The sequence below is a fragment of the Bradyrhizobium sp. CCGUVB23 genome (assembly GCF_024199885.1).
Classification (GTDB): domain Bacteria; phylum Pseudomonadota; class Alphaproteobacteria; order Rhizobiales; family Xanthobacteraceae; genus Bradyrhizobium.
Window position 1 is genome coordinate 7,440,815 of sequence record NZ_JANADQ010000001.1, and the last position, 23,307, is coordinate 7,464,121.

Annotated in this window: 21 protein-coding genes and 1 pseudogene; 7 read left to right on the forward strand and 15 right to left on the reverse strand. The window is 64.1% G+C overall.

The genetic code is table 11. The annotated features are described in order from the left end of the window. Positions 1-53: 53 nt before the first annotated feature. Positions 54-812, reverse strand: a complete 759-nt coding sequence (locus NLN62_RS34525) for an SDR family oxidoreductase (protein WP_027526403.1) — start codon at positions 810-812, stop codon at positions 54-56. Between the two features lie 23 nt (positions 813-835). Continuing rightward, positions 836-1,594: a peptidase gene (locus tag NLN62_RS34530; RefSeq protein WP_027526404.1), complete on the reverse strand. Its 759-nt coding sequence runs from the start codon at positions 1,592-1,594 to the stop codon at positions 836-838. 154 nt (positions 1,595-1,748) lie between these two features. Here NLN62_RS34530 and NLN62_RS34535 point away from each other — a divergent pair, with 154 nt between their 5' ends. Then, the gene (locus tag NLN62_RS34535; RefSeq protein WP_254111745.1) at positions 1,749-2,135 is read left to right on the forward strand and encodes a hypothetical protein; all 387 of its coding nucleotides are present in this window, start codon (positions 1,749-1,751) and stop codon (positions 2,133-2,135) included. Positions 2,136-2,251: 116 nt separating this feature from the next. Here NLN62_RS34535 and NLN62_RS34540 read toward each other — a convergent pair whose 3' ends face one another. From NLN62_RS34540 to NLN62_RS34550, 3 genes are all read right to left on the reverse strand, one after another. Further along, on the reverse strand, positions 2,252-3,094 hold the full coding sequence (locus NLN62_RS34540; RefSeq protein ID WP_027526406.1) for a transglutaminase family protein: 843 nt from the start codon (positions 3,092-3,094) through the stop codon (positions 2,252-2,254). 139 nt (positions 3,095-3,233) lie between these two features. Then, positions 3,234-4,178, reverse strand: coding sequence for an alpha-E domain-containing protein (locus NLN62_RS34545; RefSeq protein ID WP_027526407.1), 945 nt, complete (start codon positions 4,176-4,178; stop codon positions 3,234-3,236). A gap of 5 nt (positions 4,179-4,183) precedes the next feature. Further along, positions 4,184-5,602 carry a circularly permuted type 2 ATP-grasp protein gene (locus NLN62_RS34550; protein ID WP_027526408.1) on the reverse strand — a complete coding sequence of 473 codons (1,419 nt, stop codon included), beginning with the start codon at positions 5,600-5,602 and terminating at the stop codon, positions 4,184-4,186. Positions 5,603-5,883: 281 nt separating this feature from the next. Between NLN62_RS34550 and NLN62_RS34555 the strand changes: the two genes are divergently transcribed. Genes NLN62_RS34555 through NLN62_RS34570 form a run of 4 tightly spaced genes read left to right on the forward strand, consistent with a single transcriptional unit; the run spans position 5,884 to position 8,653 of the window. Next, on the forward strand, positions 5,884-6,621 hold the full coding sequence (locus tag NLN62_RS34555; protein WP_254111746.1) for a molybdopterin-binding protein: 738 nt from the start codon (positions 5,884-5,886) through the stop codon (positions 6,619-6,621). A gap of 31 nt (positions 6,622-6,652) precedes the next feature. Further along, positions 6,653-7,177, forward strand: a complete 525-nt coding sequence (gene gpt / locus NLN62_RS34560) for a xanthine phosphoribosyltransferase (protein ID WP_254111747.1) — start codon at positions 6,653-6,655, stop codon at positions 7,175-7,177. 19 nt (positions 7,178-7,196) lie between these two features. After that, a complete protein-coding gene (locus NLN62_RS34565) occupies positions 7,197-8,009 on the forward strand; it encodes a class II aldolase/adducin family protein (RefSeq protein ID WP_254111748.1) in 813 nt (270 codons plus the stop codon). After that, positions 8,009-8,653: a hypothetical protein gene (locus tag NLN62_RS34570; RefSeq protein ID WP_254111749.1), complete on the forward strand. Its 645-nt coding sequence runs from the start codon at positions 8,009-8,011 to the stop codon at positions 8,651-8,653. Before NLN62_RS34565 ends, NLN62_RS34570 begins: the two co-directional genes overlap by 1 nt. A 318-nt stretch (positions 8,654-8,971) precedes the next feature. Here the strand turns inward: NLN62_RS34570 and NLN62_RS34575 are convergent. Then, positions 8,972-9,995 (reverse strand): annotated as a pseudogene (locus NLN62_RS34575) (methionine synthase). Between the two features lie 128 nt (positions 9,996-10,123). On the opposite strand from NLN62_RS34575, the gene NLN62_RS34580 reads away from it, so the two are divergent. Both NLN62_RS34580 and NLN62_RS34585 read left to right on the forward strand, forming a co-directional pair. Then, positions 10,124-10,732: a 2-hydroxychromene-2-carboxylate isomerase gene (locus tag NLN62_RS34580; RefSeq protein ID WP_254111750.1), complete on the forward strand. Its 609-nt coding sequence runs from the start codon at positions 10,124-10,126 to the stop codon at positions 10,730-10,732. Beyond that, a complete protein-coding gene (locus tag NLN62_RS34585; RefSeq protein WP_254111751.1) occupies positions 10,732-11,706 on the forward strand; it encodes an NADPH:quinone oxidoreductase family protein in 975 nt (324 codons plus the stop codon). Before NLN62_RS34580 ends, NLN62_RS34585 begins: the two co-directional genes overlap by 1 nt. Positions 11,707-12,433: 727 nt before the next feature. Here NLN62_RS34585 and NLN62_RS34590 read toward each other — a convergent pair. From NLN62_RS34590 to NLN62_RS34630, 9 genes are all read right to left on the reverse strand, one after another. Beyond that, a complete protein-coding gene (locus NLN62_RS34590; protein ID WP_254111752.1) occupies positions 12,434-13,054 on the reverse strand; it encodes a hypothetical protein in 621 nt (206 codons plus the stop codon). A gap of 480 nt (positions 13,055-13,534) precedes the next feature. Next, complete coding sequence (locus tag NLN62_RS34595) at positions 13,535-14,206, reverse strand: alpha/beta fold hydrolase (protein ID WP_027526417.1); 672 nt, start codon at positions 14,204-14,206, stop codon at positions 13,535-13,537. Beyond that, on the reverse strand, positions 14,203-15,093 hold the full coding sequence (locus NLN62_RS34600; protein WP_027526418.1) for a crotonase/enoyl-CoA hydratase family protein: 891 nt from the start codon (positions 15,091-15,093) through the stop codon (positions 14,203-14,205). The genes NLN62_RS34595 and NLN62_RS34600 overlap by 4 nt, the downstream gene beginning before the upstream one ends. 139 nt (positions 15,094-15,232) lie before the next feature. Then, positions 15,233-16,654 (reverse strand): amidase, encoded by a 1,422-nt coding sequence (locus NLN62_RS34605; protein ID WP_254111753.1) that lies wholly within the window; start codon positions 16,652-16,654, stop codon positions 15,233-15,235. Continuing rightward, positions 16,647-17,819, reverse strand: coding sequence for a M20 aminoacylase family protein (locus tag NLN62_RS34610; RefSeq protein WP_254111754.1), 1,173 nt, complete (start codon positions 17,817-17,819; stop codon positions 16,647-16,649). Before NLN62_RS34610 ends, NLN62_RS34605 begins: the two co-directional genes overlap by 8 nt. A 15-nt stretch (positions 17,820-17,834) precedes the next feature. Then, positions 17,835-19,340 carry a M81 family metallopeptidase gene (locus NLN62_RS34615; RefSeq protein ID WP_254111755.1) on the reverse strand — a complete coding sequence of 502 codons (1,506 nt, stop codon included), beginning with the start codon at positions 19,338-19,340 and terminating at the stop codon, positions 17,835-17,837. 261 nt (positions 19,341-19,601) lie between these two features. After that, positions 19,602-21,248 (reverse strand): ABC transporter ATP-binding protein, encoded by a 1,647-nt coding sequence (locus tag NLN62_RS34620; RefSeq protein ID WP_254111756.1) that lies wholly within the window; start codon positions 21,246-21,248, stop codon positions 19,602-19,604. Between the two features lie 126 nt (positions 21,249-21,374). Next, entirely contained in the window at positions 21,375-22,262 is an 888-nt protein-coding gene (locus tag NLN62_RS34625; RefSeq protein WP_027526423.1) for an ABC transporter permease, read from the reverse strand. 9 nt (positions 22,263-22,271) lie between these two features. Next, positions 22,272-23,213, reverse strand: a complete 942-nt coding sequence (locus tag NLN62_RS34630; RefSeq protein ID WP_027526424.1) for an ABC transporter permease — start codon at positions 23,211-23,213, stop codon at positions 22,272-22,274. Positions 23,214-23,307 lie beyond the last annotated feature (94 nt).

The following is a 23,307-nucleotide window of genomic DNA, read 5'->3' on the forward strand; positions in this document are numbered from 1 at the left end:
TTGAGAGCAGGGGCGACGCTCTCCCCGCAATGCGGGGAGAGCGAGAGACAGAGTTAGCCGCGTCCCACGAACGGCATCTTGGTCGCCATGACCGTCATGAACAGCACGTTGGCGTCTAACGGCAGGCCGGCCATGTAGGCGACGGCATCGCCGACCGCATTCGCGTCCATGCGCGGCTCGTGCTTCGTCGTGCCATCGGGCTGCAACACGCCGGGACCGTTGACCATGCGGTCGGTCATGGGGGTGGCGGCATTGCCGATGTCGACCTGGCCGACCGCGATGTCATAGGCGCGGCCGTCGAGGTTGGAAGCCCTGGTAAGGCCCGTGATCGCGTGCTTGGTCGAGGTATAGGCGGCCGAGAACGGCCGCGGCGCGTGCGCGGAGATCGAGCCGTTGTTGATGATGCGGCCGCCGCGCGGGTTCTGGTCCTTCATGATGCGGAAGGCGTGCTGGGTGCAGAGGAAGGGGCCGGTGAGGTTGGTGTTCACCACCGCCTGCCACTGCTCGAGGCTGAGATCCTCGAAGTTCACGGGAGGCGCGCCCATGCCGGCATTGTTGAAGAGCACGTCGAGCCGGCCATAGGTGTCCTTGACCTTGGTGAACAGCGCGGCGATCGAGCCGGGGTTGGTCATGTCGGCGGAGACGCAGAGGCTCTTGCCTGCGGGGCCGAGCTTTGCGGTCTCCTCGAGCATCTCGAGCCGGCGTCCGGTCAGCACCACGGTGAAGCCGGCGTTCATCAGCGCCAGTGCGGCTGCGCGTCCGACACCGGTGCCGGCGCCGGTCACCACTGCGATCTTTTTCGCTTCACTCATCGTTTCCTGCCTTTTCTTCTCTGTCAGGTTTTGGGTTCTTTGTCGTTCTTGTAGGGCGGCCGCGGAATGTTCTGATGCGCGGCGCGCAAGGCCGCCGACCAGCGCGAGCGCAGGTCGTGGAAATAGGGCTCGCCGGCCTCGATGCGGTGGTTGAGGTCGGCGTCGCAGGCATCGGTGCGAGCCACCAGCACGTCGATCGGAAGGCCCACGCCGAGATTGGAGCGCATGGTCGAATCCATCGAGATCAGGCCGGTCTTCAGCGCCTCATAGAGCTCGATATCGTAATGCATCGCGCGGTCGAGCACCGGCTTGCCGTATTTATGCTCGCCGATCTGAAGGTACGGCGTGTCGGTGGTGCACTCGATGAAGTTGCCAGCCGGATAGACCATGAACAATCGCATCCGCGAGCCCTTGATCTGGCCGCCGAACAGGAACGAGACGTCGAAATTGATGTCCTCGGCCTTGAGCGGCGCAGCCTCGGTGGCGTGCACGGCGCGGATCGCACGGCCGATGCGCTGTGCCGCCTGGAACATGGTCGGCGCGTTCATCAGCGTCTCGATGTCGCCCGTGTCGGGATCCTCCATACCCTCGGTCAGCGTCGACAGCACGGACTGGCTGATCGCGAGATTTCCGGCGCTGGCGACCGCCATGATGCGATCGCCGGGCTTGGAGAAGATGTGCAGCTTGCGGAAGGTCGAGACGTTGTCCAGCCCCGCATTGGTCCGGGTGTCGGCGATCATGACCAGACCTTCCCGAACCAGGATTCCGCAGCAATAGGTCATTTCTGTCCCCGAACGCGAACAAGTTGCGCAAGACTAGTAGCCAATTTCGCGTGGCCCTCCAACCAATTTCCCCGCCCGCGGCCCCGTGAAACCTTTCCTTGGCGCGCGCCGTAGCAACCCGCTAGAAGGCAGGTGAGGGACGAGGGAGCGGGCGATGAGAAAGCTGGTGATCGGCAGCCTGATTGCGGCTGTGCTGGGCATGACGGGCTCTGCGGCCATGGCCGGCCCGTGGGAGGACGGCATGGCCGCCTACAACCGCGGCGATTATGTGCCGGCGATCCACGTGTTCCGCGGCATGGCGAAGGCCGGCAATGCAAAGGCACAAGCGATGCTGGGCGCGATGTATCAGCGCGGGCAGGGTGTGACGAAAAGCTCGGCGCACGCCTTCATGTGGCTGAGCCTGGCTGCTTCCCGCGGTGATGCCACGGCCAAGGCGGAGCTCAGGACCGTCTCCGCGACGATGACGCCGGAAGACACGGCGCGCGCGAAAGAGATGATGCAGGCCTGCGAGACGTCCGACTACAGGAATTGCGAGTACTGATTTCCAGCGCCGTCATTCCGGGGCGATGCGAAGCATCGAACCCGGAATCCCGAGATTGGGGCGCGAGATTCCGGGCTCGCGCCAAGAGGCGCGCCCCGGAATGACGAGCTAGACAACTATCCCTGCCACTGCGATTGCGACTGTCCGGAACGTCCGGCCTGATCCACCTTCACCGCGACCGTCAGCGTCTCCGCGCCGCCGCCATAGCGGGTACCGCGCACCGGCGCGGCGCCGAGATAGTCGAGCCCGATCGCGACGCGGACATGGGCATCGGTCGAGCAGATGCAGTTGGCGGGATCGAAGCCGACCCAACCCAAATCAGGCACGAAGGCTTCCGCCCAGGCATGGCCGGCGTCCTGGTGGACGGTGCCGTCCGAGCGCAGGAAATGGCCGGAGACGAAGCGCGCCGGCACGCCGGCTGTGCGGGCGCAGGCGATGAAGATGTGCGCGTAGTCCTGGCAGACGCCGCGCTTGAGCGTGAACGCCTCGACCGCCGAGGTGCCGCTGTTGGTCGGGTCCTCGTCGAACGTCATGTGCTCGCTGACCTCCGACATCAGCGCGTGCAGGAAGCCGAGCGTGTCGCTCTCGGCTTCGCTGCGCAATTGGCGCGCGAAGCTCGCCATCGCCGGATTGACCGCGGTGAGCTCGGTCGAGCGCAGGAACAGCCCCGACGGAAAGCGCTCGTCGGCGCCGCGCAGCACGCCGCCGGTGTCGTGGGTCTCGATCAGGCCTTCGGCGCTGATCTTGATGTCGGCGACGGGGCCACAGGACAGTACATGGGTGACGTTGCCGAAGGCGTCCTCGTGCATGTCGAGCTTGGTGTCGGTGGAGACGTCGATCTGCCATTCCGCCACATATTGCCCGTCATGGCTGCCGGGCGTCATGCGCAGGATCTGGATCACGCTCGTTGCCGCCGGCTCGTAGCGATAGGTCGTGGTGTGTTGGATTCGCAGGCGCATGGTGTTTTGATTCCGTCATTCCGGGGCGGTCCGCAGGACCGAGCTATGGTGCGCAATTGCGCCCCAGAGAATCTCGAGATTCCGGGTTCGCGCTGCGCGCGCCCCGGAATGACGAGGGCTGAGGTGGGTCCCTGTTCGGCTAAATCAAATACTGCTTCGTGACGATTTCGCCCAGCCTTGAATTGTCGGCGATGAATTCCTGAATGAATTCATGCACGCCGTGCTGGAAAATGTCGTTCATGTTGGAGTGTTCCAGCCGGTTGCGGATGCCACGGGCGTGGCGCTGGGCTGGGCCCTGGCGGCCATAGGCGACGCCGATCTGGTCGAGATTGCGCACGAGATTGCCGTAGCAGCTCGCCAGCGACCGCGGCAGCGTGTCGTTGAGGATCAAGAGGTCCGCGATCAGCCAGGGTTTCAACGTTTCGCGATAGACCCAGTGATAGGCGGTGAGTGCCGAGACCGAACGCAGGATCGAGCTCCACTGATAGAAGTCGAGCGGGCCGCCGACGTGTTCCTCCTCCGGCAGCAGCACGTGGTACTTCACGTCCAGAATGCGCGCGGTGTTGTCAGCGCGTTCCAGATGCAGGCCAAGCCGCGAGAACCAGTAGGCGTCGTTGCGCAGCATGGTCCGGTAGGCCGAGCCGTCGAACCGCAGCGATGTCTCCTGCACGAAGCGCAGGAATTTTGCCAGGTCCTCGCGTGTCGAGGCGCCCTTGCTCCAGACCGCTTGGAGCTCGATCCAGGCCGAGTTGATGGTGTCCCACATCTCGCTGGTCAGCGCAGTGCGCACCGAGCGCGAGTTCAGCCGCGCCGCTTCGATGCAGTTCCTGATCGAGGACGGGTTGGTCGAAGAGAACGAGAGATAGTCGATGACGTTGTGCTCGTTGGCTTCCTCATAGTTCTGATAGAAGCTTGCCGCGACGCCGGCGGTGAGCAGCGCCGAGTCCCATTCGTTAGTCTTGCCGACATAGGTTGCCGGCAGAGCGGTGACACGCAGCGTCGCATCGATGGTGCGCGCGAGATATTCGGCGCGCTCGACATAACGGGCGAGCCAGTAGAGGTTTTCGGCGGTACGCGACAGCATTCTCTCTACTCGTCCAGTATCCAGGTGTCCTTGGTGCCGCCGCCCTGGCTCGAATTCACGACCAGGGAGCCTTCCTTCAGCGCCACGCGGGTGAGCCCGCCCGGCACGATGGTGGTGCGCTTGCTGCCCGTCAGCACGAAGGGCCGCAAATCCACATGGCGCGGCGCGAGGCCGCTTGCGGTGCAGGTCGGGCAGGTCGACAGCGCCAGTGTCGGCTGCGCGATGAAACCTTCGGGCTCGCGCTTGAGCTTCTCGCGGAAGGCTTCGATGGTCGCTTTCGTCGCGGCGGGGCCGATCAGCATGCCGTAGCCGCCGGAGCCGTGCACCTCCTTGACGACGAGCTCGCTTAAGTTGTCGAGCACATAGGCGAGGTCCTTCGGCTCGCGGCAGCGCCAGGTCGGCACGTTCTTCAGGATCGGCTCCTCGCCGAGGTAGAATTTCACGATGTCCGGCATGTAGGAGTAGATCGCCTTGTCGTCGGCAATCCCGGTGCCGACGGCGTTGGCGAGCGTGATGTTGCCGGCCGCATAGGCCGACATCAGCCCAGGCACGCCGAGCACGGAGTCGGGGCGGAAGGTGAGTGGATCGAGGAAGTCGTCGTCGACGCGGCGATAGATCACGTCGACCCGCTTCAACCCCTCCGTCGTGCGCATGAACACTTCGTTGTTCTTGACGATGAGATCTCTGCCCTCGACGAGCTCGATGCCGAGCTTGTCGGCGAGGAAAGAGTGCTCGTAATAGGCGGAGTTGTAGACGCCGGGCGTGAGCAGGGCGACCGTCGGCTCGGCCGAGGCACTGAGCGGCGCGACGGAGCGCAAGGCGGCCAGCAGCTCATCCGGATAGCGCTCGACCGGCGCCACCCTGTGGCGGGCGAACAGGTCTGGAAACAGCCGCATCATGATCTCGCGGTTTTCCAGCATGTAGGACACGCCGGACGGCGTGCGCGCATTGTCCTCCAGCACGATGAAATCGTTGGCGTCGACCCGGACGATGTCGATGCCGGCGATGTGCACGTAGACGTCGTGCGGCACCTGCTGGCCGTTCATCTCGGGCCGGAACACCGGGTTGTGGAAGATCAGGTCGTCGGGCACGACCTCGGCGCGCAGGATATCGCGACCATGATAGATGTCGCGCAGGAACATGTTCAGCGCGCGCACGCGCTGCTTGAGGCCCTTCTCCAGGAGCGCCCATTCCTTGCCCGACATGATCCTGGGAATCACGTCGAACGGGATCAGCCGCTCCGTGGACTCGGAATCCCCATAGACCGCGAAGGTGATGCCGATCCGGCGGAACAGGAGCTCCGCTTCCTGGCGGCGATATTCGAGCGCCTCGGGAGGCGTCTCCTCGAGCCAGCGTGCCAGCTCCTGATAGGCGGGGCGCAGGTCCCCGCCGGGAATGTTCATTTCGTCAAACGCGACTGCCATAGATCCCGACTGTTCTCCCCAGGCGTTGCGCCACTGGTTAGGTCGTCTAGGTCTTGGTGAAGACCGCAACGTCCTGTGGCCATGCATGCGAGAGTGCATGACTTACCCCGGTAGTAGCAAGGGCCGGGCCAGCGCGATAAGCATGGACTGTGGGCATTTGCCTGACATGGCCGGAAAGGTGCCTGAAAAAATGGCTGAGGACTGCTTATTTCGGCAGCAAAACCGCGTGACTTCAACGCGTTACCTCGGCAAAGTCGACGTTACAGGTGAGGGACAAATTTATGAGCGAGATCGTCACGGCGGGCATTCTGGTCATTGGGGATGAGATCCTGTCCGGCCGGACCAAGGACAAGAATATCGGCTTCATCGCCGAATACCTGACCAATATCGGCATCGACCTGAAGGAGGTCCGGGTCGTCTCCGATGACGAGCCCGACATCATCGCGGCGTTGGATGCGCTGCGGCATCGCTACACCTATGTCTTCACCACCGGCGGCATCGGGCCGACCCATGACGACATCACCGCCGACAGCGTCGCAAAGGCCTTCGGCGTCGGTATCGATCATCACCCCGAGGTGGTCGCCCGCTTCCGCGAGCGCTGGAGCGAGCAGGATTTGAACGAAGCCCGCCTGCGCATGGCCCGCATCCCCGACGGCGCCGAGCTGATCCAGAGCGCGACCATTCTTGCCCCCGGCTTCAAGATCGGCAATGTCGTCGTGATGGCCGGCGTGCCGTCGATCATGCAGGCGATGATGGATATCGTCTCGCCCAAGCTGAAATCCGGCGTGCGCATGCTCTCTGAATCGGTCCGTGCCAATGCGCGGGAGGGCGACATCGGCGGCCCCTTGCGTGCAATCGCCGGCGCCCATCCCGACACCATCATCGGCAGCTATCCCTTCATGGACGAGGAGCAGAAGCCGAACACCAATCTGGTGGTACGCTCGCGCGATCCGGAGAAGTTGGCAGCAGCAATGGCAGCGGTGAAGGAAATGCTGGCGGGATTGAGCATCACCCGCTAGCAGAAGACGATTGCGAGGAATGGAGACGACGATGGGTGAGGCACCGGAACTGAGTGCGCAGGAGCGGGCCGGCAAGGCCTTTCCGGTCTCGTGGGACCAGTTTCACCGGGACTGTCGGGCACTGACCTGGCGCCTCAACGAGGTCGGCCCGTTCCACGCGGTCATCGCGATTACCCGCGGCGGCCTGGTGCCGGCCGCGATCGTGGCGCGCGAGCTCGGTGTGCGCGTGATCGATACCGTCTGCATCGCCAGCTACGACCACACCAAGCAGGGCGACCTTCAGGTGCTCAAGGGCATTTCCGACGCGGCCATGAAGCTCGGCGGCGGCACCGGCAAGGGGCTTCTGATCGTCGACGACCTCGTCGACACTGGCAAGACCGGCAAGCTGGTCCGCGAGATGTTGCCGGAGGCGCATTTCGCCACCGTCTACGCCAAGCCCAAGGGCCGCCCGCTGGTCGACACCTTTATTACGGAAGTCTCGCAGGACACCTGGATCTTCTTCCCCTGGGACACCGCGCTGTCCTATCACCCGCCGCTCCGCGACGGTGCGGCGTAAGCCACGGGAGCTGATCACGATGGCCGGACGCGCGCGGTTGGCATGGTTCGGCGTCGTCGTCGCGTTCGCAGGGACACTGCTTGCGGCTGAGGCCCGATGCCAGGATCGCCAGGCCTCGGCTCTCGACCCTGCCGTGATCGAGGACATCGTGGTCGGCAGCCGCGTTCTCGCCGACCTCGGCGTGCTCGACGGCTTTGGCCATGTCAGCGCCCGTGATCCCAAAAATCCCGATCACTTCCTGATGTCGCGCTCGCTGGCGCCGGCGCTCGTCAGCGCCGACGACATCATGGAGTTCGATCTCGACGGCAATGCCGTGGATGCCAAGGGGCGTAGCGTCTTCCTGGAGCGCTTCATTCACAGCGAGATCTACAAGGCCCGTCCCGATGTGATGGCGGTCGTGCACACGCACTCGCCTGGCGTGATCCCGTTCACGATCAGCCAGGTTGCGCTGCGCCCGGTCTTCCACAACGCGGCGTTCCTCGCCGCGGGTGCGCCGGTCTGGGACATCCGCAAAGACTTCGGCGAGACCAACATGCTGGTCAGCAATTCGGCTATCGGCAAGGGACTGGCGCTCGCGCTCGCCGACAAGTCGGTGGTGCTGATGCGCGGCCATGGTGATGTCACCGTCGGCCCGTCCGCGAGAGTCGCGGTCTTCCGCGCCTACTACACCGACGTCAACGCGCGGCTGCAGTCGCAGGCGATCGCGCTTGGCGGCGAGGTGAACTATCTGACGACAGCGGAGGGCGCCAAGGCCGATGCGATCAATCTGCAGGTTCTCGACCGTGTCTGGAACCTGTGGAAAATGCGCGTCACCGCGGCGCCACCAAAATAGTGCCGCTGCAAAACCGCGTCATGCCGACGGGCGAAATCATCGCCGCCCCACATCGCGGCATGTTCACGGGCAACCGCGGCATCATCCATGATCCCGCGACGAAGACGCTGCTCAAAAAGCGCTGGTCGACGCCGGCCTGGTTGACCTGCACGTGCGAATTCCGCGGCCGTCGCCGCGAGGTGATGGCGACGCAGAGCTGGACCGAGCTGTTCTTCCTGGACGAGGCCACCGCGCTTGCTGCCGGACATCGTCCCTGTTTCTATTGCCGCCGCGACGATGCCAATCGCTTCCGGGCCGCATGGGAGAAAGGCAATCGCGTGCATGATGTGCGCATGCACGACATCGACACGGTGCTGCACCACGAGCGACTCGATCACGGTCAGAAACGACTGCATGCGCTGCTGATGCCGCTCGACCAGCTTCCGGTCGGCGCAATGGTGAGCCAAGGCGAGGAAAGCTTTCTGGTCACGCAGGGCAGGGTGCTGTTGTGGTCGCCGGCGGGCTATGTGGAAGCGAAGCGTGAGCTCGACGAAGCAATGCTGCTGACACCGCCGTCGACGCTGCGCGCACTGCACGCCGGTTACGAGGCTACACTGCATCCCAGCGCAAGGACCGTTCCCTCCCCCCTTGCGGGGGAGGGCTAGGGAGGGGGGTAGCCCCGGGTGAGGTCAGCGCTTGTGGCACCCCTTCCCCAACCCTTCCCCGCAAGGGGGAAGGGAACGCAGTGTGCTTGTGACTCCAGCGCAGCGGCCGTCCCTGTTCGTCCACTGTCATCCGCGCATCGCGCAGGGCCCATTCGCGGATCACCTGGCGGCAGCGGGCGAACTCCGCATCGCTTGCCGTGCCGGTATCCTTCGCGGCGCGCTCCACCATCGCCTTGCAATTGACGAGCACGGAACGATCCTCGGCGTGCGCCGGAAGCGCGAGGGCTGCCAGCAACGCGGTGCTGCACGCAAGCCGCATCAACTCAGCCTCTCGCGCGCGAGCGCAGCGCCGGCGCAGAGCGCCATCAGCTTGGCTTCCGCGATCTCCCGCCGCATCGGCGCCATGCCGCAATTGGTCGTCGCGATGATGTTGCTCTTGGGCACGAATTTCGACACCGCGTCGATCACCTGAACGACGTCGTCCGCCGTCTCCACCGTGTCGCTGGCGACATCGATTACGCCGGCCTGAACGATCTTGCCCTTCAACAGCGCGAGCAGATCGAGCGGCACCTTGGAATTGCGGCATTCGATCGCAACCTGCTGGATCGAGCTCGCGTCGATCGCGGGGAAGATCTGCTCATACTGCCGCCATTGGCTCCCGAGCGTTTCCTTCCAGTCGGTATTGGCCTTGATGCCGTAGCCGTAGCAGATGTGCACGGCGGTCGTGCAGGTGAGGCCCTCGGCAGCGCGCTCCAGCGCCTTGATGCCCCAGTCGTTGACCTCGTCCATGTAGACGTTGAAGGCGGGCTCATCGAACTGGATGAGATCGACGCCGTCGGCCTGCAGTGCCTTGGCCTCCGCGTTCAGGAGGTCGGCGAAGGCAAAGGCCATCTTGACCCGATCGCCGTAGTAGCGATCGGCAATCGTGTCGATGATGGTCATCGGGCCGGGCAGGGTGAATTTCAGCTTCTTCTTGGTGTGCGTCCGCGCCACGCGCGCCTCGAAGGCGTGGACGCGATCCCTGAGCTGCAACGGCGCGACCACCTGCGGCACCATCGCCTTGTAGCGATCCTTGCGGATTCCCATCTCGACCTTGTGCGCGAAGTCGATGCCCTCGATCTTCTCGAGAAAACCGTGCACGAAATGCTGCCGCGCCTGCTCGCCCGTCGGTGACGATGTCGATGCCGGCGTCTTCCTGGATCTTCAGCCAGATCAGCGTCGCGTCGCGCTTGGCGCGCAGGAGCTCGTTCCCCTTCGACTTCCAGGGCGCCCAGAGCATGTTCGGCTCGGCGAGCCATTCCGGTTTCGGCAAGGAGCCGGCGATGGTGGTCGGAAACAGCATGGCGCCCTCCGTATCTGATATCATTGCGCACCTTCCTGCCATGTCTTAACGTCGAGGTACAGAACAACAAAAGTCGGCTCATATTCCGGCGGTCTCGACAGGGAACAAATGGAGACAAAGGAAACCCCATGATCGAGTTCTTCTTCGACTGCTCCAGCCCCTGGACCTATCTCGCCTTCCACAACATCCAGCCGCTGGCAAAGGAGCTCGGCGTCGAGATTTCCTGGCGGCCGATCCTGGTCGGCGGCGTCTTCAACAGCGTCAATCCGAGCGTCTATGCGCAGCGTGAAATGCCGGTGCCGCTGAAGGCGCGCTACATGCTGAAGGACCTCGGCGACTGGGCGCGCTCGGCGGGCCTGTCGATCAAGATGCCGCCGACGGTTTTCCCGGTGAACAGCGTGAAGGCGATGCGCGGCTGCATCTGGCTCGGCAAAGACATGATGCCGTTCGCGACCGCGGTGTTCGAGGCCTATTGGGGCGGGGACAAGGATATATCGCAGGACGCGGTGCTCGCGGACATCTGCAGGACGGTCGGCGTCGACACGCAACAACTCTTCGCCGGCATTTCCGAGCAGGCGATCAAGGATCAGCTCAAGGCCAACACGGAAGAGGTTGTCGCGCGCGGTGGCTTCGGCTCGCCGACGATCTTTCTCGACAAGACCGACATGTATTTCGGCAATGACCGGCTGCCTTTGATCCGCGAAGCGCTGCTTCGCCGCAAGGCGAGTGCGGCCTGATGGTGCGGGCTGTCGTTTGCCGCGAGCTCGGACCGCCCGAAAGCTTGCGGCTCGAAACCTTCCCGTCGCGGCCGCTTGGGGAGGGCGAGGTGCGGGTTGCGATCCGCGCCGCCGGGCTCAATTTTCCGGATATTCTGATGGCGGCCGGCGAATATCAGCTCAAGCCCGAGCTGCCGTTCACGCCGGGTGTGGAAGCCGCAGGCGATGTGACCGAGGTCGATGCTGCGGCGCGCGGCATCGCCGTCGGCGACAAGGTCATCGTGAAGATGCGCTACGGCGCGTATGCCGACGAGGCCGCCGTGGCGAGCTCGCAATTGGTACCGATGCCGTCGACATTCGACTACGCGGAAGGCGCGACCTTCCTCGCCGGCCACGGCACCGCCTATCACGCGCTGATCGATCGCGGCGGACTCCAAGCTGGTGAGGTGTTGCTGGTGCACGGCGCCGGTGGCGGTGTTGGGCTTGCAGCGGTTGAAATGGGCAAGCTGCTGTGCGCCACCGTGATTGCCTGTGCCTCCTCGGAGGAAAAGCTTGAAATCGCGAAAGCAAAGGGTGCCGATCACCTGGTGCTCTATTCGCGTGAACCGTTTCGCGACGCCGTAAAACGTATCACGGACGGCAGAGGCGCCGACGTGGTTTTCGATCCTGTCGGCGGCGAAGTCTTCGAAAGCAGCCTACGCTGCATCGCCTGGGGCGCGCGCGTGCTGGTGATCGGCTTCACTGGCGGTATTGGACTTGCGCGCACCAATCTTCTGTTGATCAAGGGCGCGAGCGTGCTGGGTGTGCGTGCCGGCGAAGCCGTGCGAAGAAATCCGGCGCTCGGACAGGTCCGTTTGGCGGCGTTGTTGCAATGGGCCGAGGATGGGCTGCGCCCTAACGTCTCGCATCGCCTGCCGTTGGAGGACTATGCGAAGGCGATGCGATTGCTGATCGATCGCAAGGCGATCGGGCGCGTGGCGCTGGTAATGGATTGATGCTGCGTAGGGTGGGTTTAGCGAAGCTAAATATTTTTTGAGATACGCGGTGTGACGGCCTGATACGGTGTGGGACACGTAAACCCTTACGGTTACAGGCTTTCTGGCGTATCTCGCCTCTATCTTGCCGTCTCTCAGCGTACCCTACTGTATCGCCGTTTTTGTTAGCGCAAGCTGACACGCAACCCTGAGAGACTGCATCATGAAAGCGAAGCTCACCGACACGGGCATACGCTGCTGCTCGTCGCCGAAGGTGACGGCGAAAATCCAGAGTTTGCGTTCGCGCCTGAAGGTGCGCCGCCAAGGCTGCGCTTTGGGGAGACCTACTTAATCCCGGATGCAGAAGGAAAGGAAATCCCGGCTCGACAAATCTACCCCCCGTGAAAAGTTGCTTGAGTGGATGAAAGACGCCGATGACATCGAGTATCTCAAGACACTTTCACAAGCAGACCTTGCAATCCTGTATTGCGAGCGCCTTGGTTGGGGAGGGGCAAACAAAGCGTAGCATATCGAGAGAATTTCATTCTAGGATTAAATTCCGTAACTTACGGGGACTAAGGTGCGACCGCCGCCGCGTTCGGAACCCTCCGGGGGTTCTACTTTTCAGACCCCGCCCCGGCCCCTTTTAACGATGTCCGCTATGCCCTCAACAGCGGCAAAGCGGACGTCGCACGAGGTCGCAGATGGGCCAACACGTGACATTCGCCGAATTAAAGAGGCCGCCGCCTTACTTTCGGACTATGCGGCTTTGTTCGCGCAGGACCGCGTTGTATCGGTCGATCTGGCCCGCAAGTCTTGACCAGCTTTGAGCAATATTCCTCAGAATCATAGCCTCTTCGTCGCACTTCGACTTTTTGGTCATGCGAAGGCATTCCGCCGCCTTATCTTGGCAGTGCTTCGCGCTGTCCATTGCCATTTCTCGCGCCGGATTCTGCCTTTGGTTTAGTACCCGTGAGTTGCCAGCCATTTCCAGCAAATGTTGTACGGAGGCGGGGATATTCTCCCCTTCGTCTCTGCGCTGCTTCAACTCGGCAGCGATTTCGGTCGTGATATTGCGCGACCATCCGTCGGCGGTGTTGAAGGCGACGATGCGCACCGGATGACTGTACGCGCCGTCCAAGAGGTCGCGGATTAGCATCTCGCGATACGTACCCTCATCATCATCGGTCTCGCCCCAGGCGCGGCCTACCCATGTCCCAAAGGCGTCCAGTAGTACAAGATACATGTCATGGTCCGCATCCTGCGGCATGATCGATGATGGTGAGCTCTGCGGCGACGCAGCTTCGAAGCGGGCTTTCTCCGCGTTCGGATTCTCTTCAAATGTATGGGGCTGTGAGCGTCGTCGCATGGCGCACTCTTTCCAAGGCTAGAGTGAGGCGGGAGCGCCTGACGGGCGATCTCATCACCAATACTGACAGGGGTCCGCGCGGTGATGGCACCTAACGCCTGTCCGGATTGCAGGTTGCTATTCGATCGAGAGCATTGATCAAGCCGCCTAGGTAGTCCCGAGAACGCTAAGCCATCGTGTGTTCTCGGTTAATTGAAAGTAATGTCCGTTGAGGGGCATAGGCCGTAATACCAAGGTCGAGCACAAGATTTCCGCTCCACCCTCGAAAGCGGACATGCCGTCAGTTCACTGCTCGCATCGACGGCACGTCGATCACCTCGTCGCGTGTGCGTCGTGGCGCGATCTCGTCGAGCTTCTTCTCTTGTGGACGTTCATCTGGTCTCTCCTTGGAACACTGAAGCTTCGCAACCTCAGCTTCCTCGGTTCAGACCAGATGGACAACCTCCTGAGAGACCAAAGCTAGTCTAACCCAGCCTACGATCACGAATCCGTCGGGAAACATCCGTTCTGCAGGAAGGCGATGGTCGCGGCGATCGCCTCGTCATTTCGCATCAGCCACGGATGCGACGCGTGTACAACGATATGGTCGGCCATGCCGTCGACCGTGGTGTTCGAGACCGAGACCCGCCCGTCATGGGGGCGCGGCAGCAAGGCGCCCGCCACCGGATAGATCGAGCGGTCGCCGGCGATAATGCCGAGGGGATAGCTGATTGGCGGCAGCAGCGCCGTGGTTGCGGCGTCGCGATAGGTGCCGAGTTGCTGTCCGGCCGGGCCGAAGAAGGCACGGTAGGGGAAAGAGCCCATCAGTCGGTCGGCGATCTCGCTGCCGCCGTTGGGCGTCCCCAGCATCACGACGCGCCCGAGGTTTTGCGTCCGGTGCCGCGCGAGATAGACGCGTGCCAGGAGGCCGCCCATGGAGTGGCAGACGAAATGCACGGAGCCGTTTACTGAGCCGGCAAATGATTCGATCGCGGGATGAATGTCATCCGCGAGCTCTTGAAGCGCCTTGCGACGGCTGGCGTAGTCGAGGTTGAGCGTTGCGTAGCCGGCGCGCTCGATCGCAATCTCCATCTTGCGAAACGAGCGCGCCGTCCGGCTGATTCCGTGCAGGAGGACGACGCCGTCTTGCGGCTTCGTCGGCTCCAGGCTCACTTGTACTCCCGCTCCGTCCACCACGGAAAATAGTCCGGCATGTCGCTCGACACCTTGTTCTTGAACTGCGCGGGGCGCTTCTCCAGGAACGACGTCACGCCTTCCTTGACATCGTCCGAGCGGCCGCGGGCATAGATGCCGCGGCTGTCGACTTTGTGCGCTTCCATCGGATCGTCGGCGCCCATCATGCGCCACATCATCTGGCGGATCAGCGCGATCGACACGGGCGCGGTCTTGGCTGCAATCTCCTTGGCGAGCGCGCGCGCGGTCGGCAGGAGGTCATCCGGCGGCAGCACCTTGCTCACCAGCCGCCCGGCGAGGGCTTCCTGCGCCGGGAAAACGCGGCCGGTGTAGCACCATTCCAGCGCCTGCGAGATGCCGACGAGGCGCGGCAGGAACCAGCTCGACGCTGCCTCCGGCACGATGCCGCGCTGGGAGAACACGAAGCCGAAGCGCGCCGCCTCCGAGGCAATGCGGATGTCCATCGCAAGCTGCATGGTGACGCCGATGCCGACCGCAGGCCCGTTCACCGCGGCGATCACGGGTTTCAGGCTCTTGAAGATGCGCAGCGTGACCTGGCCGCCGCCATCGCGCACCTGCGGATCGCTGTAATCGACCTGGCCGCTCGCAAGCCGCTTCACCGGTCCCCGCCGCGCGTCGCGGTCAAAGGTGTCGGCGCCGGAGGAGAGATCGGCGCCGGCACAGAAGGCGCGGCCTTCGCCGGTGACGATGATGGCGCGGATGTTGTCGTCCTTGTCGGCGGCGTCGAACGCCTCGATCAGCTCCGCCTGCATCTTGGCGTTGAAGGCGTTGAGCTTGTCCGGACGGTTCAGCGTGATGGTGAGGATCTCGTCGGCGACCTCGTATTTGATCGTCTCATACGCCATGGTGGTTTCCTTCCCTCGTTTCTTGTCTTGATACCTAGCACGTCATTCCGGGGCGATGCGAAGCATCGAACCCGGAATCTGGAGATGTGGCGCGAGATTCCGGGTTCGCGCTGGCGCGCGCCCCGGAATGACGGAAGGGTTATTTCTTCGGCGGCTTCGGCCAGGGCCGCTGCGCACCGCGCAGTCCCTCGAACGCCTTGGCCATGCCGAGCACGCCGATGTCGTCGAAGCGGCGGCCGACGACCTGCACGCCGATCGGAAAGCCCTTGGCGTCGAAGCCGCCATTGACTGAGATCGCCGGGTTCTCCGACATATTCCACGGCACGGTATAGCAGATGTGCTCGAACGGCTTCATCGGATCGTTGGTAGGCGAGGCGAGCTCCGCCGGGAAGTTGACGTTCGGCGCCGTCGGCGAGATCACGTAGTCGAGCTCGCAGAACAGCTTTGCCGCGGCGGCGCGGATCGCCATGGTCTGGTTGAAGCCGCGGATCACATCGACGCCGGAGAGCTTTGCGCCGGACTCGCCCCATTTGAAAATGTAGGGCAGCACTTTGGCCTGGTCTTCGGTCGAGAGTTTCGCGAGATCGTCCCACATCCGCGCGCGCCAGAAATTGTCGAGGCCATCGAGCATCTCGCGCGTCAAGATGCCGTCGACCTCGGTGACGACAGTGCCGGCGGACTCGAACGCCTTCGCGGCTTTCACCGCGACGTCACGCACCGGCTTCTCCAGCGGGAGGCCAACGCCGAGATCGAGCATCAGGCCGATGCGCAACTTGCGCGGCGACTTCTCCAGCGTCTTCCAGTTGATGGTGTCGGCCGGCAGGCTCATGCCGTCGCGCCGGTCGGGCTTTGCGATCACGCTCATCATCAGCGCGCAATCGTCGACCGTGCGGGTCATGGGACCTGCGACACGGCCGACATAGGTCGGATCGATCGGCACGCGGCCAAAGCTCGGCTTCAAGCCGACGAGGCCACACCAGCCGGCCGGCAGCCGCACCGAGCCGCCGATATCGGTGCCGAGATGCAGGGGGCCGTAACCGGCGGCCGCTGCGGCGCCGGCACCCGCGCTCGAGCCGCCGGGATTTTTCGAGAGGTCCCAAGGGTTGCGCGCCAGCGCATGGAAGCTGGAAAGACCCGACGACAGCATGCCGTAATCGGGCATGGTGGTCTTGGCGAAGATGATCGCGCCGGCTTCGCGTAGGCGCGCGGCCGGCGGCGCGTCCTTCGCCGCCGGCACGAGCTTCACGCTCGCCGCGCCCAGCGGCACGGACACGCCCTTGGTCGCGATGTTGTCCTTCACCGTGACCGGCACGCCATCGAGCGGACCGGACGGCTCGCCGCCGGACCAGCGCGCGGTCGAGGCCTTTGCGGCCTCGCGCGCGCCGTCGGGATCGTAGGCGTAGAGCGCCTTGAGATGCGGCTCCCACGCCGCGACATGCGCGATCACGTCCTCCAGCACCTCGCTCGGCGAGAACTGCCTGGCCTTGTAGCCCGCGATCAGATCGACCGCGGACAGATCGTGCAGCGAGGTGACGTTCTCGTCGGCGCGCGGTTTATGCATGGCCACCGACCGGCATGCGGGATTCGACGATGCGGGCGAACATGCTGGCGCCGATCGGCAAAATCTTGTCGTCGAGCACGTAGCCGGGATTGTGCACGGGCACCGAGCCGTCATGCCCGACCCAGAAATAGGCGCCGGGAATGGTTTGCAGCATGTCGGCAAAATCCTCGCTGCCCATCTTCGGCTGGGTGCGGGTGATGACCTTGGCGGGATCGACGACGGTGCGCGCGACCTCTTCGACCACCTTGGACTGCTCGACCTGGTTCACCAGCACGCCAAAGGCGTCGCGGATGTCGGCCTCGATCTCGACCTGGAAGGCGCTGGCGACGCCGGCGCAGATCGTGCGCATGCGCTCGCGGATCAGGGCGCGCACTTCATCGGAGAAGGCGCGGACGGTGCCGCAGAGATGGGCTTCGCCGGGGATGACGTTGTAGGCGGAGCCGGCATGGATCTGGGTGATCGAGACGACGGCGGCCTGGAGCGGCTCGACGTTGCGGCTGACGATGGTCTGAATGGCCTGCGCCAGCGTGGTTGCGATCACCACGGCGTCCTTCGAGCGCTCCGGCATCGCGCCATGCGCGCCATAGCCGTTGATGCGGAGGTCGAAGAAGTCGGCGCCGGCCATTGCGGGTCCCGGCAGGATCGCGACCTCGCCGAGATTGAGGTCGGGCGCGTTGTGCAGGCCGTAGAGTTCGTCACAGGGAAACTTTTCGAACAGCCCGTCCTTGATCATGGCGCGCGCGCCGCCGAGGCCTTCCTCGGCCGGCTGGAAGATCAGATGCACCGTGCCGTCGAAATTCTTCGTCTCGGCGAGATAGCGCGCGGTGCCGAGCAGCATGGTGGTGTGGCCGTCATGGCCGCAGCCGTGGAAGCGGCCAGGAATGGTGGAGCGCCATTTCAGATTGGTGTTCTCCTCCATCGGCAGCGCGTCCATGTCGGCGCGCAGGCCGATGCGCTTTCCGCCCGAGCCCTTGCCCTTGATGACGCCGATCACGCCGGTGCCCCCCAAGCCGCGATGCACCTCGATGCCCCAGCTCTTCAGCTTGTCGGCGACGATGCCGGAGGTGCGGACCTCCTCGAAGCCGATCTCGGGATGGGCGTGCAGGTCGCGGCGGATGGCGGTGAGTTCGTCGGCATAGCCGTCGATGCGGTCGATGGTGGGCATCTTGTCCTTGATCCCTTAGCGTGATGGAGGAATGAAAACGGGGCCGTTCGGCTTGATGCGGATTCCCGGGCGCAGGCGTGTCCAGGGCAGCGAGGCGGTATCCGCCGGCATCGCGCCGGGCGCGGCGCAGATCAGCAGCTTTGCGGCGATCGGCTCGAAGTCGGCGCGGAAATGCACCGAGCTCTTGTTGACGAGGATCTGTTGCTCGGTCGGCTCGATGCCGACATAGCGGTACATCGCCTGATCCGCGAGCTGCGCCTTGTGCGAGCTCACGACCACGCGGACTTCGCCGATGCGAAGGCAGGCGGAGGGACCCATCTCCATCTCGCGGCCGCCGTAATAGGGGCCCGGCGCGATGAAGCGTCCGTCGGACAGCTTTTCGACGACGAACGTCTCCTGATAGGGCTCATCGCCGGGAATGCCGGACTTGCCGCCGAGCGACAGTGCCACGGTCGCGCCGACGCCGGCCGCATGCGCGGCCGTGGCGGAGACCGGATCATAGATCACGCCGGTCGCCGCGCTCGCTTTGTTGCGCACCAGTGCGCGCAGCATGCCCGTGGTGTCCGAATCGCCGCCGGCGCCGGGATTGTCCTGGGTGTCGGCGATGATGATCGGCTTGCTCGCGCACTTCGCAAGCTCCATCGCATGGCGCACGCCTTCGTCCGGCAAAAAGATCTTGCCGTCGAAATCGTCCTCATGGCTTTCGATCAGTTTGACGATTGCCTCCGCTGCGCGGTCGGCATCTCCTTGCGTCTTGCCGTAGGCGAACACGCTCGGCCCGCAGTCGCGGAAATCCGCGGCGGGGAAGCCGGGCGCAAAGGACAGCGTCGGCACCGCTTCGCTCTCGAGCGCGGCGAGCTTTTCGTAGATGCTCTTGGTGGGCTGGTCGTTGGTGCACTGCCAGCTGATCGGGATCAGGAACGGCAGCTGGCGGAACGCCTTGGCGAGGCATTGCTTGGTCTTCAGGAGCAGCGCGAGGTGTCTGGCGCAGGCGCGGCCCGTGTCGGCCATGTCGACATGCGGATAGGTGCGGTAGGCGATCAGCGCATCAGCGTGCGCGACCATCTCCGGCGTGACATTGGCGTGCAGGTCGAGGCTGGTGACGAGAGGAACATGCGGACCGATGACGCGGCGCACGCGTGCGAGAATCTCGCCTTCGCCGTCGTCGAGATGCTCGGTGACCATCGCGCCGTGCAGGTCGAGATAGACCGCATCGAGCGGGCCGGCCGCTTTGATGCCGTCGACCATCACCTTCACGATCCGCTCGAAGGCATCCCTGGTGACATGCGCCGAGGGGCTCGCGCCGCAGGCGATGATGGGAACGAGTTCCCAGCCAGTGGTCTCGGCCGCCTCGACGAAACCGGCGAGACCCACATTGATGCGGCGCATCACCTTGAGCACATCGGCGCCTTGCGTCATCGCCGGCCAGCCGCCGCCGTGCTGGAAGTCCGCGAACGTCGCCTTCGTCGGAGCGAAGGTGTTGGTCTCGTGCAGGAAGCCGCCGACGGCGATACGGGTCATTCAATTCTGGTCCAACGCAAATGATGCGCGACGTTACCCGCCTTTGCGGCAAGAGCAAGCAAGGCAGACAATCGCGCCGCGCATGGCCTCAAGCCGTTTTGGGAATGGTGCGGATACCGCGTTTGGATAGCGCAGCCGAATGCCTCCGTTGTCATTCCGGGGCGCGCCCCCTTGGGCGCGGAATCCATACTCACGATGGTGGTTATGGATTCCGGGCTCATCGCTTCGCGATGCCCCGGAATGACGAAAGGAGTGTGCGGCCTACGCGCTCGCCGCCGCGCCTTCCACCGGCCGGAAATTGGCAAAATCCCAGCCGCGGCCCGGTGCCGCATCGAGCAGGGACTTGGTGTAGGCTTCCTTCGGGTGCGTCAGCACCTCCGCCGCCGGGCCCTGTTCGACGACGCGGCCGTGCTGCATCACGACGACCTCGTCGCAGATCTGCGCGGCGACGCGTAAGTCGTGGGTGATGAACAGGATGGCGATGCCGAGCCGCTTCTGGATCTCATCCAGAAGTTCCAGCACCTGTGCCTGCACGGAGACGTCGAGTGCGGAGACCGCTTCATCTGCAACCAGCACATCGGGATCGAGCGCGAGCGCGCGCGCAATCGCGATGCGCTGGCGCTGGCCGCCCGAAAACTGGTGCGGATAGCGCGACACCGCATCCGCCGGCAGGCCGACCAGTTCCAGAAGCTCGCGTGCGCGCTTCAGCGCATCGGCGCGCGAGACGCCGTAGTTGATCGGGCCTTCCGCGATGCTCTCGCCGACGCTGACGCGCGGATTGAGGGAGCGGTAGGGATCCTGGAACACGATCTGGATCTTCTGGCGATGCGGCTGGAGCAGCCGCCGCGACAGGTCGGAGATTTCGCGGCCGGCGAGGCGCACGCCGCCGGAGGTCGGGTCGATCAGGCGGACGATGCAGCGCGCCACCGTCGACTTGCCCGAGCCGCTTTCGCCGACGATGCCGAGCGTGCGACCCTTGTGCAAGGTGAGGGTGACCTTGTCGGCGGCGACCACCTCGCGGCCTTTGCCGAAGAAGGTGCGCTCGCGATAGACTTTTCCGAGGTCGTTGGCCTCCAGCACCACCGGTTCCTTGGTCTCAGGCCGTGCCGCGCGCGGCACCAGGCTCGGCACCGAGGCGAGCAGGTTGCGGGTGTATTCCATGGTTGGATTGCGCAGCACGGCATCAAGCGTGCCGGTCTCGACCAGGCGGCCCTGCCGCATCACTGCGACGCGGTCGGCGATCTCGGCCACCACGCCCATGTCGTGGGTGATGAAAAGCACGGCGGTGCCGTGATCGCGCTGGAGGTCGCGGATCAAGGTGAGGATCTGTTTCTGCGTGGTGACGTCGAGCGCGGTGGTCGGCTCGTCTGCGATCAGCAGTTTCGGCTCCAGCACCAGCGCCATCGCGATCATGATGCGCTGGCGCTGGCCTCCGGAGAGGCGGTGCGGGTAGGAGGCGAAGATGCGCTCGACCTGCGGCAGCCGCACCTGCTCCATCATCTCGAGGATGCGCTTGCGCCGCGCCTTGGCGTCGAGATTGGTGTGGGCGCGCAGGACCTCGTCGATCTGGCGGCCGACATGAACGACCGGGTTGAGCGCGGTCATCGGCTCCTGGAAGATCATCGCCATTTGCGTCGCGCGCAACTGCCGCAGGCGGCGGTCGGTCGCGGTGAGGAGTTCCTCGCCGACGAGCTTGACGCTGCCGCCGGTCGGCGTCAGCGCGCCCTTCTGCAACAGCCCCATCACGGTGAGCGAGGTCACCGATTTGCCCGAGCCGCTCTCGCCGACGAGGCACAACGTCTCGCGCTCGCGGACCCGGATGGAGATGCCGTCGATGATCTTCGGGCCATTCGGCGTCTTGCCGATGGAGACGGTGAGGTTGTTGATGTCGAGGACGGTATTGGTCATCAAATTACTCCGTCGTCATTGCGAGGAGCGAAGCGACGAAGCAATCCAGAATCTTCCCGCGGATGCAGTCTGGATTGCTTCGCTTCGCTTGCAATGACGGAACAAGGGACGTGGCCGGCGGGACAATCACTTGCCCTCCCGCTGCTTCATGCGGGGGTCGAGCGCGTCGCGGGCGGCGTCGCCGATCAGGTTGATGCTGAGGATCGCGAGCGAGAGCAAGAGGCCCGGCCAGAAGATCAGCGAGGGCTTGATCTGGAAGAACTGGCGCCCCTCGGCCATGATGTTGCCCCAGGTCGGCGTCTCCGGCGAGATGCCGGCACCGAGGAAGGAGAGGATGGCTTCGGTGAGGATCGCGGATGCGCAGACATAGGTGCCTTGCACGATCAGAGGCGCGATCGTGTTTGGCATCAGGTGGCGCCACATGATCTTCGGCAGTGACGAGCCGACCGAGATTGCCGCCTCCACATAAGGCTCCTCGCGCGCCGACAGGACGACCGAACGCACGAGGCGTGCCACGCGCGGAATCTCGGGAATGGTGATCGCGACCAGCACGGTCCAGATGCTGGCGCCCGACAGCGAGACGACGGCGATCGCGAGCAGGATGCTCGGCATCGCCATCAAGCCGTCCATGACGCGCATCATGATCGAATCGACTAGCTTGAAGAAGCCGGCGACGAGGCCGATCGCCAGCCCAATGGCGATCGAGAGGATCGCCGAGCCGATCCCGATCAGCAGCGAGACGCGGCCGCCATAGATCACACGCGACAACAGATCGCGGCCGAAGGCGTCGGTGCCGAGCAGGAACTGCGCGGAGGAGGGCTTCAGCCGCTGCGAGGGCGCGAGCAGAACCGGATCATGCGGCGCGATCAGCGGCGCGAGGATCGAGATCAGCGCGATCAGCGCGAGGCAGATCGTCGCGGCCGCGATGATCGGCGTCGACGTGAGGAATCCGAACTTTGGCCGCAGCGGCGAGGTGATCGGGATGGATGATTGGGGAAGAGTATCGACCGACATGCTTGATCCTCAGTACCTGATCCGCGGATCAAGGAGCGTGTAGGCGACGTCGATCAGAAGATTGACGACGACGTAGATCAGTGACGTGAGCAGGATCATCGCCTGGATCACCGGATAGTCGCGCGCCAGCACCGCATCCACCGTGAGGCGGCCGATGCCGGGAATGTTGAACACGCTTTCGGTGACGACGACGCCTGAGATCAGAAGCGCAAAGCCGGTGCCGATCACGGTGATCACGGGAACGGCGGCATTGCGCAGCGCATGCCGCATCATGACCGCGACCTCGCTGATGCCCTTGGCGCGCGCGGTGCGCACATAGTCTTCGCCGAGTACGTCGAGCATTGCCGCCCGCGTCATGCGCGCGATCAGCGCGATATAGATGAAGGAGAGCGCGCAGGTCGGAAGGATGATGCGCTCGAAGAACGGTCCGAAACCGGCCGTGATGCTCTTGAAGCCCTGCACCGGCACCCAGCGCAGGTCGATCGCGAAGATCTCGATCAGGACGTAGCCGACCACGAACACCGGCACGGAGAAGCCGAGCACCGACAGGCCCATCACGAAGCGGTCGATCCAGGTGCCGTGCTTCCACGCCGCGATCACGCCGAGCGGCACCGCGACGACGACGGCGAGGATGATGGTGGAGAGTGCGATCGAGATCGACGGCTCGACGCGCTGGCCGATCATCTTCAGCACCGGCAGGTTCGAAATCAGCGACGTCCCGAGATCGCCGTGCAGGAGCTTGTTGATCCAGGTGATGAATTGCACGATCAACGGCTCGTTGAGGCCGAGCGAGGCGCGGATGCGCTCGAGCCGCTCTGGCGTCGCGTTGTCGCCGGCGAGAATCGCGGCGGGATCGCCCGGGGTAAGCCGGAGCAGGAGGAAGACGAAGAGCGCGACCACGCCCATCACGGGAACGGCGGCGAGGATGCGGCGAACGAGATATCCGAGCAAGTTGGATCCGTCAGATTAGAGTCAACCGGCAGCACGCACCATCATGGCATGGTTCTGCCGTAAGCCCAAGAATTCAGCAATTCCCGTGCCATCC